12 protein-coding genes are annotated in these 15,611 nt (G+C 36.3%); 8 read left to right on the forward strand and 4 right to left on the reverse strand.

Translation table 11 applies throughout. From position 1 onward, the window contains the following. Positions 1-268: 268 nt before the first annotated feature. The 7 genes from WFK35_RS04120 to WFK35_RS04150 all read left to right on the forward strand — a co-directional run bounded on the left by WFK35_RS04120 (position 269) and on the right by WFK35_RS04150 (position 11,475). Positions 269-1,012 (forward strand): glycerophosphodiester phosphodiesterase family protein, encoded by a 744-nt coding sequence (locus tag WFK35_RS04120; RefSeq protein WP_336690112.1) that lies wholly within the window; start codon positions 269-271, stop codon positions 1,010-1,012. Positions 1,013-1,324: 312 nt separating this feature from the next. Then, the gene (locus tag WFK35_RS04125; RefSeq protein WP_336731489.1) at positions 1,325-4,288 is read left to right on the forward strand and encodes a SusC/RagA family TonB-linked outer membrane protein; all 2,964 of its coding nucleotides are present in this window, start codon (positions 1,325-1,327) and stop codon (positions 4,286-4,288) included. 11 nt (positions 4,289-4,299) lie between these two features. Then, positions 4,300-5,751 (forward strand): SusD/RagB family nutrient-binding outer membrane lipoprotein, encoded by a 1,452-nt coding sequence (locus WFK35_RS04130; protein WP_336731490.1) that lies wholly within the window; start codon positions 4,300-4,302, stop codon positions 5,749-5,751. A gap of 88 nt (positions 5,752-5,839) precedes the next feature. Continuing rightward, complete coding sequence (locus WFK35_RS04135) at positions 5,840-7,423, forward strand: calcineurin-like phosphoesterase family protein (protein WP_336731492.1); 1,584 nt, start codon at positions 5,840-5,842, stop codon at positions 7,421-7,423. A 157-nt stretch (positions 7,424-7,580) separates the two neighbouring features. After that, entirely contained in the window at positions 7,581-8,294 is a 714-nt protein-coding gene (locus tag WFK35_RS04140; protein ID WP_336731493.1) for a 3-ketoacyl-ACP reductase, read from the forward strand. 1,451 nt (positions 8,295-9,745) lie between these two features. Next, positions 9,746-10,576 (forward strand): 50S ribosomal protein L11 methyltransferase, encoded by an 831-nt coding sequence (prmA, locus tag WFK35_RS04145; RefSeq protein WP_336731494.1) that lies wholly within the window; start codon positions 9,746-9,748, stop codon positions 10,574-10,576. A 56-nt stretch (positions 10,577-10,632) separates the two neighbouring features. Continuing rightward, the gene (locus tag WFK35_RS04150) at positions 10,633-11,475 is read left to right on the forward strand and encodes an SH3 domain-containing protein (protein ID WP_336731495.1); all 843 of its coding nucleotides are present in this window, start codon (positions 10,633-10,635) and stop codon (positions 11,473-11,475) included. Between the two features lie 113 nt (positions 11,476-11,588). Here the strand turns inward: WFK35_RS04150 and WFK35_RS04155 are convergent, their stop codons facing one another. From WFK35_RS04155 to WFK35_RS04170, 4 genes are all read right to left on the reverse strand, one after another. Beyond that, on the reverse strand, positions 11,589-11,834 hold the full coding sequence (locus WFK35_RS04155) for a hypothetical protein (protein ID WP_214588851.1): 246 nt from the start codon (positions 11,832-11,834) through the stop codon (positions 11,589-11,591). Between the two features lie 266 nt (positions 11,835-12,100). After that, on the reverse strand, positions 12,101-12,433 hold the full coding sequence (locus tag WFK35_RS04160) for a helix-turn-helix domain-containing protein (RefSeq protein ID WP_336731496.1): 333 nt from the start codon (positions 12,431-12,433) through the stop codon (positions 12,101-12,103). Continuing rightward, positions 12,405-12,647: a hypothetical protein gene (locus WFK35_RS04165; RefSeq protein WP_336731497.1), complete on the reverse strand. Its 243-nt coding sequence runs from the start codon at positions 12,645-12,647 to the stop codon at positions 12,405-12,407. The genes WFK35_RS04160 and WFK35_RS04165 overlap by 29 nt, the downstream gene beginning before the upstream one ends. A gap of 4 nt (positions 12,648-12,651) precedes the next feature. After that, positions 12,652-13,110, reverse strand: coding sequence for a transposase (locus WFK35_RS04170; protein WP_336731498.1), 459 nt, complete (start codon positions 13,108-13,110; stop codon positions 12,652-12,654). Between the two features lie 434 nt (positions 13,111-13,544). Between WFK35_RS04170 and WFK35_RS04175 the strand changes: the two genes are divergently transcribed. Continuing rightward, positions 13,545-15,554 carry a beta strand repeat-containing protein gene (locus WFK35_RS04175; protein WP_336731499.1) on the forward strand — a complete coding sequence of 670 codons (2,010 nt, stop codon included), beginning with the start codon at positions 13,545-13,547 and terminating at the stop codon, positions 15,552-15,554. Positions 15,555-15,611: the final 57 nt, after the last annotated feature.

A 15,611-nucleotide genomic window follows, 5' to 3' on the forward strand; every position in this document is an offset into this window, starting at 1 on the left:
TTCTTAGCTTATGTGCTCTTTTTTACATTTAAGTATTCAACTTAAATAACTAAAGTGTTACAATCTTTTGCATCTTTTGCGGTAAAAAAGTTTAGACAAGTTTAATGTGAAAAAATATGAATGATCAATTTTGCTTTGCAAGTCAATTGTTAATATTAAATGATTGATCATTGACAGCGAAGGACGTACAATTGACGATTCACTTAAATAAATTTATATACCTTTATCTGAAAGTTGAAAGACTTTCGAATACTATTCAAATTATATTATGAAAAATTTTATCTTAGGGTTAGCAGTTTTAAGCACAGTTGGAATGAAGGCACAAACCCAGATTGTAGCGCACAGAGGTTATTGGCAGACGCAGCCGCCGACAACGGAAAATTCTCTGAAATCATTGGAAAATGCGCAGAATTTAAAGATTTACGGATCTGAATTCGATGTGAGAATGACGAAAGACGGAGTTTTGGTGGTAAACCACGACGAACATCATGCAAAGATGGAAATTTCCGAAACCGATTTTAAAGAACTGGAGAAAGTAAAATTATCCAACGGTGAAGATTTTCCCACGCTGAAAGACTATTTAAAACAAGGGAAGAAAGATAAATCGCTAAAACTGGTGGTTGAAATAAAGCCTGACAAAACCAAGGAAAAAGAGGATGAATTAACGGCAAAAACCATCAAAATGATTAAGGAGATGAAGCTTGGAGCACAATGCGATTTCATTTCTTTTAGCTTAAATATCTGTAAGGAAATTAAAAGGCTGGAACCCACTTTTAAAGTTCAGTATTTGAAAGGAGAACTTTCTCCGCAGCAGATCAAGGACGAAGGTTTGGACGGAATCGATTACCATTACAGCATTTTTCAGAAAAATCCTACATGGATTGCAGATGCAAAAGCTTTGGGACTGATCACCAATGCATGGACGGTGAATGACGTTGCCATTGCCGATGAATTAAAAAAGCAGGGAATTGGTTTCATCACTACCAATATTCCGGACCAGCTTAAAAAATAAGATCATGTTATCTTTATACAGAAAGTCTGTCTCTTTTGAGGCGGACTTTTTTTGTTTTAAAAGTTTCCTTTAAAATTCGGACAACTTTGTGGTATCCCTTATTTACTCAGGAAAAGACAATAAAATTAAGGAAATAAATTAGCCTGAAAATATTAAAAATTATTCATTCTTTTAACCTGTTATTAACCAGTTTTGTATGATATATTGTTAAGTTTTAGTTAATATGGCGTTTAATAATTCTTTAATAAATGTTAAAATAGTATTAAAATCTTACTCATAATATCGTTTTAGTTTTGCACAAACAAAAAGGATATGCGTAAAGAGACACAAAAAGTACTCATTTTATCATTACTAGGACTTGTCAGTGTAAATCTGGCGGCTCAGCAAAAGGCTAAAAAAGATACCATTAAAAATATTGACGAAGTGGTGGTAACCGCTTTGGGGATTAAAAGACAGGACAAATCTTTAGGTTATGTTGCCGAAAAAGTAAATTCCGGCACTTTCGAAGAAACTCAGAACAACAACTGGGCTCAGTCTATGGAAGGAAAAGTTGCCGGACTGAAAGTTCAGACGGCAGGAGCGGGACCGCTTGCCAGTTCCAGAATTACTTTAAGAGGTGAAAAGTCGATGGTATTGGATAATAATTACGCATTAATTGTTGTAGATGGAATTCCCTTGGGAAATTCCACCACAGGAACCGGAACTCCGGCTTATGGAGCGGGTTCAGGAGGTGATGTTCCGATTGATTTAGGAAACGGACTGAACAGCATCAATCCCGATGATATTGAATCGGTAACTGTTCTGAAAGGAGCTTCTGCAGCCGCATTATACGGATCCCGTGCTGCGAACGGAGCTTTGATGATCACTACAAAATCAGGAAAAAGCAAAAACGGAAAAATTCAGGTTACTTTCAATTCCTACTCAAGTTATGATACCGTTCTGAAATGGCCGGATTGGCAATACGAATATGGACAGGGAACTTTGGCTAAAAATACAGCAGGACAATTTTATTATTCTTACGGCGCTTCGGCAGACGGTGTAAGTACGGGAGGAACAAGCAGTGCTTTCGGACCGAAATTCGCAGGACAGTATTATTTTCAGTATGATCCTACTGTTGGTGGACAGAGCAAGGAAAGACAGCTTTGGAGAGCTTATGAAGACAACATCAAAGGATTCTGGAGAACAGGTTCTACATATTCCAACAGTCTTTCGGTGGAAAGTTCCAATGATAAAACCAATTTCAGAACATCGCTTACCTATCTTAATAACGAATGGATGATGCCGAATACAGGTTTTGACCGACTGAATTTTGCTTTGTCGTTCGCGCATCAGTTAACCAAAAAATTAAAAGTATCCACCAAATTTACTTTCAATAAAACATCAAGTGACAATCTTCCGGCAACGGGATACAACAACCAGTCGATTTCCTATTTCATGATCTTCCAGAATCCGAATGTGGATCTTGCATGGTATCAACCCATCTGGAAACCGGGACAGGTTCAGATCGATCAGATTCATCCTTTCAGTACGTTTATCGACAATCCTTATCTCATCGCTTACGAAATGCTGAACGGAGTGGATAAAAAAACGATTTTCGGAAACATTACGGCAGATTATCAGTTCAATAAAAATTTCAGCCTGATGCTGAGATCCGGACTGGAAGTGCTGAACGAAAAAAGAACAACGAAGCGTCCGTGGAGTTCCGCCAATTATGCAAAAGGATTCTACAGAGAACAGTACATCAAAAATCACGAATACAACAACGATGTTTTATTTTCGTACAAACAGAACTTTAATAAATTCAATATCTCCGCATCAGCCGGAGGAAGCATCCGTTACAATCAGTATGTGATGAATGATTATCAGGCAAACGGATTGAAAATTGCCGGAGAATATAATCTTACCAATGCGCTTGGAATTGATGTAAAATATCCGAAGCCGGGAGACGAGCAGGTAAACAGTGTTTACGGTTTGGTTACATTAGGATACGACAATAAATTCTTCGTTGATGTTACCGGAAGAAACGACTGGAGTTCCACGCTTCCGAAATCCAACAGATCATTCTTTTATCCTTCCGTAAGCACGAGTTTCATTCTTTCAGAAATTTTTAAATTGAAAAGCGACCGTTTCAATTACTGGAAACTGAGAGCTTCGTGGGCAAAAGTAGGAATCGACGGCTCTCCTTACCAGTTAGATACTTATTATGATACCAGTTCCATCACTGGAAGTGTGGTGGCGAGAAATATCTTCAACAATCCTAATCTTAAGCCTGAAAAAAATGCCAACGTAGAAGCGGGGATGGATTTCAGCGTATTAAAGAACAGATTGAATTTTAATTTCACACTGTATCAGAACATGAGTGAAAACCAGATCATTCCGGTTTCCCTTCCTTATGAAAGCGGTTATTCCCAAAGAATCATCAACGCAGGAAAAATCCGAAACAGAGGTATGGAATTATCTTTAAATACAACACCTTTTAAAACCAAAAGCTTCTCATGGATGATCGGAGCCAACTGGTCTGCCAACGAAAACAGAGTACTTACCACGTCGGAAGGTTTCGACGGAATTATTTCAACCGTGGGAGGAGTCGTTTTTTATAAAGCCGTTGTCGGAGGTTCTTTAGGAGATATGTATGGTTTCAAACTGGTAAAAAACAGTCAGGGACAGGTTGTTTATGACAACGCAGGATTGCCTTTAAGACCTGCAGAAATAGAAAAAGTAGGAAATGCATTCCCGAAATGGAGAGCCGGTCTACAGAATGATTTTAAAATTAAAAATTTTACCGTAAGCTTCTCGTTCGATGGTCAGTACGGTGGTGTTGCGTATTCGCAGTCGCATCACAAAATGTCGGAACAGGGAAAACTGAAATCTACACTTCCGGGAAGAGATAATCCGAACGGAATGATCGTAGGAGAAGGAGTTGTACAGAATCCGGACGGTTCTTACAGCCCGAATACAAAAGCGGTTACCGTGTCTGCTTATTATGCAGAATACTACAGAAGAGCTAACGTGGAAACGAATACATTCAGCACAGATTTTATCAAACTGCGAGATGCAAGAATCGCCTATTCTTTCCCGAAAGAAACCATAAAATCTTTAGGACTGCAGGATCTTACCTTAGCTATTTTCGGAAAAAATCTCTGGATGTGGACGAAGTTCCCGATGTTCGATCCTGAAGTAGCCACTTTAGATAACGCAACCATTACTCCCGGAGTGGAAATGGGACAGCTTCCAACCGCCAGAACCGTTGGATTTCAGTTAAATCTTAAATTTTAAATCTTTAAAAAATGAAAAAATTATTCATCAACATAGCTTTGGTTGCTTCACTTTTTATTTTCAATTCTTGTGACAGAAATTTTGAAGAAATCAATACAGATACCAGTAAAATTCTCAATCCGTCTGTAGGAAGTCTTCTGGCGCCCATTCAGTACGAAATGGCAAACTACGGTTACAGCAGAGCCAATGATTTTACTTTCGATATCATGCAGATCGGTCTGGATTTTCCGAATGAAGGAAATACGTACAGCAGATATTACATGACGGAAGGAAGCGGAAACGGAGTTTGGAACACCTCTTACAAATGGCTGAAGCAGGTAAATGACCTGAGAACTTTTGCCAAAAAAGAGCAGAACAACAATTATCTGGCGATTTCCATGGTCTTGAATGCGTGGATCTACTCCAATCTTACGGATGCTTTCGGAGATGTGCCTTTTTCTGAAGCCGTAAAGATCGATCAGGGAATCATTACCCCGAAATACGACAGCCAGAAAGATATTTATATTCAGCTTTTAAATGATCTTAAAACAGCAAACAGTTTATTCGATACCACCAAAACATTAACGGAAACCGATCTTTTCTATAATGCCAATAATAATGTGACGGGAATCGTTAACTGGAAAAAGTTCTGTAATTCTTTGTCATTAAGATTATTAACGAGAATTCTGAAAAGAAACGGAGAAGTAAATGTTCATGAAAGAATTCAGGAAATTGTAAGCAATCCTGCCACATATCCTATTTTCCAGAACAATACAGACAGCGCTTTATTAACCATTTCAGGAATTTCACCCTATCTTCCGCCGATCGCAAGACCGCAGGATTTTACAGCATACCGAGCAGCAGGAGAATTTTTTGTGAATGCCATGAAAAACAATAATGATCCGAGAATGAGCATGTTCTTCACACAGGCAAAAGATCTGGCAACGAATGCGAACATCGGTTACAAAGGCGCTCCTTCAGGATATGCTTTGGGAAGTGCTTTCAATTATCAGCCTTCGAATTTCAATCAGAATCTGGCAAAAGCGCCGTTGAAAGATTTAATCATGACGTATTCTGAGGTTCAGTTTATCCTTGCAGAGCTTTCTTTCAAAGGAATTATTACAGGAAATACCCAGACTTATTATGAAAACGGGGTAAAATCGATTATTGAACAATGGGGAGCAACCGTTCCAGCCAATTATTTTACGAATACTAATGTGGCTTACAACGGAACTTTCGAAAGAATTATGCTTCAGAAATACATTTCTCTGTTTTTTGTAGACCATCAGCAATGGTACGAATACAGAAGAACAGGATTCCCGGTTTTACCGAACAACGGCGGGCTTCAGAACAACGGACAGATGCCGGTAAGATTTATGTATCCTACCCAGACCAAAGTGATGAACACTGCTAATTACAATGCAGCAGTTCAGGCAATGGGTGGAGACAATATCAATGTTAAAATGTGGTGGAATAAACCATAAACTTATCCGCAGGATCGGGCTTTAGCCCGATTTTCAGAAAAATAATCAGATTGGCTTCAGCCAAAACTTAAATGTAAATATCAATACAATGAACATAAAATTTTTAATGCCTTGTCTTTTAATTTCAGCAATGGCATTTTCACAAGCTTCTGTTTCGGGATATGTGTACGAAGACAGCAACAAAGATCAGAAGAAGGAAAACAAAGAAAAAGGAATCGAAGGAGTGGCGGTTTCCAACGGAGCTCAGGTTGTGTTAACCGATAAAAACGGAAGATACAGTCTTCCTGTTCAGGACGGACAGACCATTTTTGTCATCAAACCTTCTGGTTATATGACTCCTTTAAATGCAAATAATCTTCCTCAGTATTATTATCAGTACAAGCCAAAAGGTTCTCCCGCAGATTTTAAATACAAAGGCTCTGCACCTACAGGCGAACTTCCGAAAGAAATTAATTTTGCCTTAAATAAACAGAATGAAAGCAAAAATTTTGATATTCTGGTTTTCGGAGATCCGCAGCCTTACACGGAAAAACAATTGGATTACTTTAGAAGAGCCATTGTAAATGAAGTAAAAAGCACGAAGAAAAATGCGGTGTTAGGAATCAGTCTCGGAGATTTGGTAGGAGATAATTTAAGCCTGCAAAAACCTTACGCAGACGTGATGAAAGAAATCGGGCTTCCTTGGTATAACGTGATGGGAAATCATGACATGAACTACGAAGCAAAAGAAGATATGCTTTCCGATGAGACGTTTGAATCCAATTTTGGACCTGCAAATTATTCCTTCAATTACGGAAATGTACATTTTATTATTTTGGATGATATTTTATACCCCGATCCGCGCGACGGAAAAGGATATTGGGGAGGTTTCCGTGAAGATCAGATGCAGTTTATCGAAAACGATCTGAAACTGGTGGATAAAAATAAACTGATCGTTGTTTCTTTCCATATTCCTCTTGAGCATAAAAATGAAGACAACTTCAGAAACGCAGACCGCCAGAAATTATTTGATAACCTTGCTCCGTTTAAAAACGCTTTGTTGCTTTCGGCGCACACTCACGTTCAGCAGCAGCTTTTTTACGGGAAAAAAGCAGGATGGAACGGTTCAAAAGATCTTCATGAATACAATGTAGGAACAACCTGCGGCGATTGGTGGTCCGGAACTTCTGATGATTTGGGATTGCCTACTTCCACGATGAGAGACGGAACAGCAAAAGGATATTCTTTCATCAGTTTTAACGATAACGAATATAAAGTAAAATATAAAACTGCCGGAAAGCCGGAAGATTATCAGATCAATTTATATGTTCCGAAAGTAGTTCCTTTCCCTTCAAAAACTTCTGCTAAAGTTTTGGCAAACTTCTTCATAGGAAGCAAAAAAGACAAAGTAGAATACAGAATAGACGGCGAAAAATGGGAAGAAATGCAATATGACGAAACCGTAGATCCGAGTTTTGCAATGTCGGTTTTCAAGTGGGACACTACGCAGAATATTTTCCCCGGAAGAAGACCTTCCAATCCGGAATCTTCAAAACACATCTGGACTGGAGATTTCCCGAAAAAACTTTCTTTAGGAAAGCATAAAGTTGAGGTAAGAGCAACGGATATGTATGGAAACCAGTTCTCTGCCACAGAAGAATTTGACGTTCAGAACCAGATTATTATTCCTTAATTTTCATTTATTACTATACTTTCAAAGAAACCGGCTCTATTTTGGAGTCGGTTTTGCTTTAAACATAAGCGGTTATTTATAAATTAATCATAATACGGATTTTTAGCTCGGCTAATGTTTCGTAAATTTGCATCAACGAATAAAAAATTCTTTAAAAATGGATATAAACGGAAAAAATGCCATCGTTACAGGAGGCGGAAGAGGATTGGGAAAAGCTGTGGCTTTAGCTTTGGCAAGTGAAGGAGTAAATGTAGCCATCACGGGAAGAAATGAAGAAAACCTTAAAATGGTAGTCGATGAAATCCAGAAACTGGGAGTAAAATCGGCTTACGCAGTTTTCAGTATTGATAATGAAATCCATGTGAAAGCAGGAATCGAGTCTATTGCCGAGCAATTGGGAGGTGTTGATATTTTAATTAACAACGCAGGGATCGGAGATTTCGGTTCTATCGAAGAAATGCCTTCCGAAACCTGGGAACAGGTGATTAAAACCAATCTTTTCGGAGTATATTATGCAGCAAAAGCAGTTTATCCTTTCATGAAAGAAAAAGGAGAGGGGGATATTGTAAATGTTGCGTCTACAGCAGGTCTGAAAGGCGGGCCGAATATGTCGGCTTATGCAGCCTCAAAAGCAGCGGTAATTTCTTTATCACAATCAATGATGGCAGAATGGAGAAAACAGAATATTCGTGTGATTACCTTAACACCGAGCACCATTGCTTCAGATATGTCGATTCAGGGAGGTTTAACAGACGGAAATCCTGATAAAGTTCTTCAGCCGGAAGACTTTGCAGAGTGGGTAAGAGACATTTTAAAAATGAACAGAAGAGCGTTGATCGCAAACGGTTCTATTTTCTCTACCAATCCTTAATTGATTTAAAGTTTAAAGTTTTGAGTTCTGGATTTTTTTCGGACTCAAGATATAAAACAATTGTAAAAGTGGACTTCGGTTCGCTTTTTTTCTGCGGGAAATCTGTCATTCTGAACGGGAACGAAGTGAGAGTGAAGAATCTCTAATCAATAAACGACAGATTTTTCTTCCGTCAGAAGTAGAGATTCTTCCTTCGTCAGAATGACAAAGTAAACGTGTTTTCTTTGCTGAGTGAAACGCCCTTGCGAACGAAAAATATTCTCAATAATTTCAAATTAATCCTTTGCGCCTATTGCGTTTAAAAAAGAAACCATTAAGAACATTTAAGCAGTTAAGAAGAATTAAGAATTTGTAGGCAAACTGAAGGATAAGTTAAAAAAATGCTTTGCGTGCTTATTTAAGTGAAACGCCTTTGTGAACTTAAAAATATGCAGTAAGTTTTTAAAAGAAAATCTTCGCGGACTTTGCGTTAAAAATAAAACTAATCACTTTAAAAACAAGAACAGCAATATTCCAGAAATAAAAAATAGAGATTCTTCCTTCGTCAGAATGACAAATTAACCGTGTTGCCTTTGCTGAGTGAAACGCCTTAGAGAACGAAGAATGTTTTCAATAATTTCAAAGAAACTTTGTGCCTTATTGCGTCTAAAAAGAAACCATTAAGAACATTTAAGCAGTTAAGAAGAATTAAGAATTTGCAGAATACGCTTAAAAATAATTAGATGTAATAAAAAAGTCTTTGCGTGCTTATTTAAGTGAAACGCCTTTGTGAACTTAAAAATATCCAGTAAGTTTTAAAAAAAATCTTCGCGGACTTTGCGTTAAAAACAAAACTAATCGCGTTAAAAATAAGAACAGCAATATTCCAGAAATAGAAAAGATAGATTCTTCCTTCGTCAGAATGACAAAGTAAGCGTATCACCTTCGCTGAGTGAAACGCCTTAGCGAACGAAAAATGTTTTCAATAATTTCAATAAACCTTTGCGCCTATTGCGTTTAAAAAGAAACCATTAAGAACATGTAAGCAGTTAAGAAGAATTAAGAATTTTGCAGGCAAACTGAAGGATAAGCTTAAAAATAAATAGAGTGTAATAAAAATTTCTCTGTGTGCTTGTTTAAGTGAAACGCCTTAGCGAACTTAAAAATATCCAGTAAGTTTTAAAAAAAATCTTCGCGGACTTTGCGTTAAAAACACAACTAATCGCGTTAAAAACGAAACCAGTAATATTCAATAAATAAAAAAAGATAGATTCTCTCTTCGTCAGCATGACAAAGTAAGCGTGTCGCCTACGCTGAGTGAAACGCCCTTACGAACGAAGAATATTCTCAATAATTTCAAATAAACCTTTGCGTGTATTGCGTTAAAAACAAAATCATAGTATTAAAAAACAAAACCAGCAATATTCCAATAAATCGAAAAAGTAGTTTTATTTTTGCAACAAATTATTCACATGCAAAATTATTTAGAATTCGATTTCAAAATCACACCGCTTCAGCCGTGGAACGAAATATTAATGGCAGAACTTATTGAGATAGGTTTCGACAGTTTTACGGAAGAAATCAACGGTATTTTAGGATATATTCAGAAAGATTTATTTAATGAAGAAGAGCTGAAAACGTTGCCGCTTTTTCAGAATGATGAGGTAAAAATTGAATATACTTTTAAAGAAATGCCAAACATTAACTGGAATGAAGAATGGGAAAAGAACTTCGAGCCGATTAATATTGATGATAAAGTACTGATCAGAGCAGAGTTCCATGAATCTGTTCCGGGGATGCACGAAATTGTTATTCAGCCTAAAATGTCTTTCGGAACAGGGCATCATCCGACAACGCATCTGATGATCCAACAGATGATGGATATTGATTTTAACGGTAAAAAAGTGCTGGATATGGGTTGTGGAACATCGGTTCTGGCAATTTATGCAAAACAGATCGGAGCCGGAGAAACCAAAGCGATTGATATTGATGAATGGTCGGTGGAAAACTCCAAAGAAAATGCAGTAAGAAATAATGTGGAACTGGATATTGAGCTGGGAACTGCGGAAAATTTAGGCAAAGAACATTACGATATTATTTTGGCAAACATCAACAGAAATATTTTAATTTCAGACATTCCGACGTATGTTTCTGTACTAAATGAAGGTGGGAAATTACTGCTTTCAGGATTGTGTTTCTTTGATGTGGATGATATTCTTGAAGTGTGTAAGGAAAACGGTTTAACGCTTACAAAAAAACTTCAGAGAGAAGAATGGGTAAGCTTGCTGCTTGAAAATAAATAATCACATTTTTCACTTAGCCTAAACCTCAATCTCAATCTCAGTTTCAGCCAAATCTTATGAAAACTTTTTTCACCATTCTGTTTGTATTCGTTGTTCAGATTTTCTCTGCGCAGGAAGATGATTACGCATATGCAAACGGAGTTTTTGATTTTGAAGAAAATAAAACACAGAAAATATTCACAGACTGGACGAGAATCAGACAGTCTCCGAATGTCAGTTCTCCGGTTTTGGATTCTCTTCAGAGCAATCAGCAGATTTTAATTGTTAAAAAAGACGAAACGATCCTGAAATTAGGCGAAAGAAGAGCGAACTGGTATAAAATTTCTTACCAGAAAGGGGATACAACTTCCGAAGGTTATGTTTGGGGCGGAAATCTTTGTGTAGGATACAGAAATAAGAACGGCTACGATTTTCTTTTCGGTCTCACCAAAACATTAGCGAAGAAAGATCCCAGCTTTAACGCAACTGTTCAGCAGAATTACGCTTCTGTAAAAGTTATGGAAGGAAATACGCTGATTGATGAGGTTTCTTTTGAAACAGGTTCGGGAGAAAGTTTAAGCTACGGAAGTTTTGCAACGGAAAGTAATCATAAGCTTAAAAACGTTGAACTGACTTTAAAGACCACTGTTTCGGGCGAAGCCTGTGGAATTCCAAGTTATGACCAATATATTTTGTTTAGAAATAAAAAGCTGATTACTTTACCTCAGTTAATGAGTGTTGGTGATGCCGATGTTTATTACCATTCTGAAGAATTTGTCTTCCCGAATGACAAAGGCGGAATTCCCAATACTTTCATCTTTAAAATGGAAGAAATGGAAAAGGATGAAAAAGACCGTGAAAAGAAGAAAAAAACTTCTAAAACTTACGTTTGGGACGGAAGTTCTTATCGTTTGAAGTAAAGTCAAATAGGTTGTCTCAAAAGTCAAACTATTTGACTTTTGTCATTCTGAGAGCAGCGAAGAATCTCTAAAAATCAAATAATTAAGATTCTTCACTATATTCAGAACCTACTTTATTTGTTTAAGGTTATAATGTAACTGTAAGCTATTTTTAATCTCTCATTGCAATATTCCATAATTATTTTTTCTTCTTTTTCATAAAAAGAAGGAAATAATAATTTGCAAATTTGTATAGATTCCCATATAATTTTTAAAACTCTTGAGAAAGTAATTGCTTTTTGTCTTTTTTTTAAATTATTTTCCTTTATAAGTTTTTGTATTCTTTGTTCTACATAAAGTTTTACTTTTTTCTTTGTCATAAATTTATTTTATTTATTTCACAAAGATTTAGCTTTTAATTTATTGTCTATCAGAGTGAACTGGAAAAAAATAAAAATATAATTATCAATTTATAGTGTGATGCTAAGAAATTATAATAAGGTGCAAATTAAAAGAGGGCTGAAATAGATCAGTCCTCTTTTGTTTTTAATTGCAACTTTTAGGTTGAATTAATGTGTCCTGCTGTTTCAAAATTATTGGTAAACAAATCAGGACGCTGTTATATATGAAGTGTTTTTTTTATTTTTTATCGGATGAAATTTATTTCCTTTATTTTTTTCCATTTTGTAACGGTATTTCTGCTCATTTTAAAATGACTCGCAAGCTGGGTATTGTTAAGGTTGTTCTTTTTTTGATATTCAAGAATCTCAGATATTGTTTTTTTGTCGTAGGAACGGTATTGCTGATTAAAAGCTTCATTGCTCTTACCGAATATAAGCTCATTCAGTCTTATAATGTCTACAAAAGACAGGTGTTTTTTGGAAAGAAGCTTTGTGCATTTTTCTTTTTTTTCGGGATATTTTTCTGACAACAGATCATTGTAAATTCTTTTATAATTCGGTTTTTTTAATTCTTTCATACCAATAATAATATCTTTCTACTGTAAAACTTACCTTTTCATTTTCAAAATAAACATAAAGAACTTTCTTCATTATTTTTTTTCTTTCCACATAAATCCACAGATCTTCTTCAGAATATTCTGCGTTCTTTTCTCCTAAAATATGAATGATTTCCTGTTTGCTTTTCCCTTTCAGCTGAGACCGGGTTATATTTTCCGTCTTTTTATTTTCCATTTTTTTAGATTGATGGAGGATCATTTTTTTTGATGAGACTTTTCTCATGTTTAGATATCCATTTATATAATGTTGTTTTAGGAATGTTATATTGTTCCATTACTTCATTTTTAGACATTTTTCCCTTGTTGATCTTTTCCAGAATAAATTCAATAATTTCTTTGGTATAGATATTTTTCCGGAACTGCGGTAAGGAAGACTTTTTGGCAGGAACTTTATTGTAATTTACATTTCTCTGAGGAGCATGCAATATTAGATGCTGTGTATAGATCCTGAAAAAATCATACTCTAATAATTTAGACCATTTCAGCAGATCTTCACAATAGATATCGTTTTTTTCAAACTGATTTAAAATTTCTTCTTCACTGCATTTAAAAAATCTTGTAATTCTTGTCATATCCAAATTGCTTTCTTCTACTCTTTCTTTTAAAAGAGATCCTATATGAATATTCTTATATGCCATAATTTGTGTTTTTTCCTAAAATAATAAAGAAGGATCGAAATGAGGGAGGCTTATTTTAATAATGGGTGGTGATGCAGAAAAGGTAGATTTTTATATCGCGCAAATTTCTTTAAAAAGATTAATTCCTGAAAAACATGCATTCCACTAATTATAATTTTGTTGAATACTGAAGAATTTTAATCTCTTTTTTATTCCTGAAATATGAATACAATATAAAAACAGGTTTTAAAATTTAACATATTGATTATCATGTTTTTAATTGCTTGTATTTACTGTGCAAAATCGTAATTTATCGAATCATTTGTTTATTTCTGAGACTCTTAAGCTATAATTTTGCACACGATTTATCTCAGGACATACCATCACTCTGTATGTTGATTTAATTAAATCTTCATTGAATTATTTCGGTCAAAAAAGAAAAATCATAAAAAAACATGAATAGAAAAATTGTACTCGTATTAGTATTATCTATGACAGGAATTGTAGCTAATGCACAGACTTCTCTTGGAAAGATTGGGATTAATACTCCGTCACCCAATGCAACACTGGATGTTACAGGAAATCCAACAGACACCAATGCTGCGGATGGAATTCTTGCTCCACGTCTTACGGGAAATGAATTGAAAGCAAAAGACGCTTTGTACGATACACCACAAATAGGAACTTTGGTGTATGCAACAGCGGCAGCAAACCCTACTACAACAAAAACAATAAACGTAACATCAGAAGGATATTATTATTTCGATAGCAATAAGGTTTGGGTAAAAATACCCAATGGAACGGTAAACAACGGAAATTTTTGGTCTTTGGCAGGTAATGCTGGAACTACACCCGGCACGAATTTTCTAGGTACTACCGATGCACAAAACCTAGTGTTTAAAGTAAATAATATATTGTCAGGATATATCCAATATACTCCAACGCTATTAACAGCTACTACTGGTTTTGATCACAGAACAACCTTTGGTTACAATGCGGGATCTTCCATTACAACAGGCGACGACAACACTTTGTTTGGATCATACGCAGGTACCGGAATAACAACAGGAACAAGAAATACAGTATTTGGTTCTCGTGCGATGTCTTTAAATACAGTTACAACAGTTGATAATACAGCGATAGGGGCTTTTGCTTTAGCAAACAATACAGGCGCCAGAAATATGGCAGTTGGTTCAAATACTTTATATAATAATACAACGGGAAATAACAATGTAGCACTTGGGGATACTGCATTAAATAATAATATTACAGGCAGTCAAAATGTGGCTGTAGGACAAAACTCTTTATCTGTTTTAGGTTTTGGAGGTGCAGCGGCGGGAACAAACAATACAGCTATTGGGCAATCTTCTTTAGGGAGCATGACCACGGGTACTGGAAATACAGGGATTGGTGCTTCCACGGCAATAAGCAATGGCTTAACCAATGCAACGGCAATAGGTTATCAGGCTTCTGTAACACAAAGCAACAGTTTAATTTTGGGAGGAATCACAGGTGTGAATTCCGGAATAGATACTAATGTAGGGATTGGTACTACTGCGCCTGCTGCAAAATTAGACGTGGTAGGTACTGCAAGAGTGTCTAACACTACAGCAAGTACTGCAGCAAAAATTTTAGGAACCGACACCAACGGACAGTTGAATGATATTACACTGGGTTCAGGATTGGGATTATCTTCCGGAACATTATCCAATACTGGTGTTACGAGTTTATCTGCAACAGCTCCCATCACAGTAAGTGCCTCTATAGGAACAACCACAATAGCCTTAACCAGAAATAATCTTAACACAGGTACAAGTTCTTCAACAGCTACAGCTCCGGTTACAATTACCAACGGAACAAATGCTGTTGTAAACGGAGCAAACACTTCGGTTACGGTAAATAATACAGCCCCTTTATGGAATGCCAGCCAATTGCAGGGAACCAATGTAAGTACAGCTGTACCTACGGATAAACAATACCTGAAATACAACGGGACAACTTCACAGTGGGAACCTACTACAGTGGATAAATCGGGTGCATCTGCGACCAATACAGGAACACAGAGTTTCGTTATTACTGCCGGAACTTCTTCTACCACGCAGATTACTTTAAACAATAAAACTTTTGGAGGAAAAGTTGCAGACAATTTAAGCGAATTTGATACTGCCACAGGAAAGTTTACAGCAAAAGGTGACGGAGTGCGTGTATTTTCCATTGCTTATAATTTCACAAGAACCGGTACAGGAGCTACGCCCGTTATTAGTTTTGATATAAATGGTGTTTCAGGATCATCACAGTCTATTAATGCATCCGGAACAACAATTACAGGAACTTATATTTTTGCAGCGTACTTAACGAACGGCAGCACTTACTATCCGGAAATCAATATAACACTTGGAGGATCAACAAATCAGACTTACACTTTTACTCCAAACAGCAACTTCTTTGTCGTAACACAGCCATAATTTGATAATATGCCGATGAACATGACATTTTGGACGCTTATTTATCTTTTTAATCCG

This window comes from Chryseobacterium sp. VD8, assembly GCF_037149975.1.
GTDB lineage: Bacteria > Bacteroidota > Bacteroidia > Flavobacteriales > Weeksellaceae > Chryseobacterium > Chryseobacterium indicum.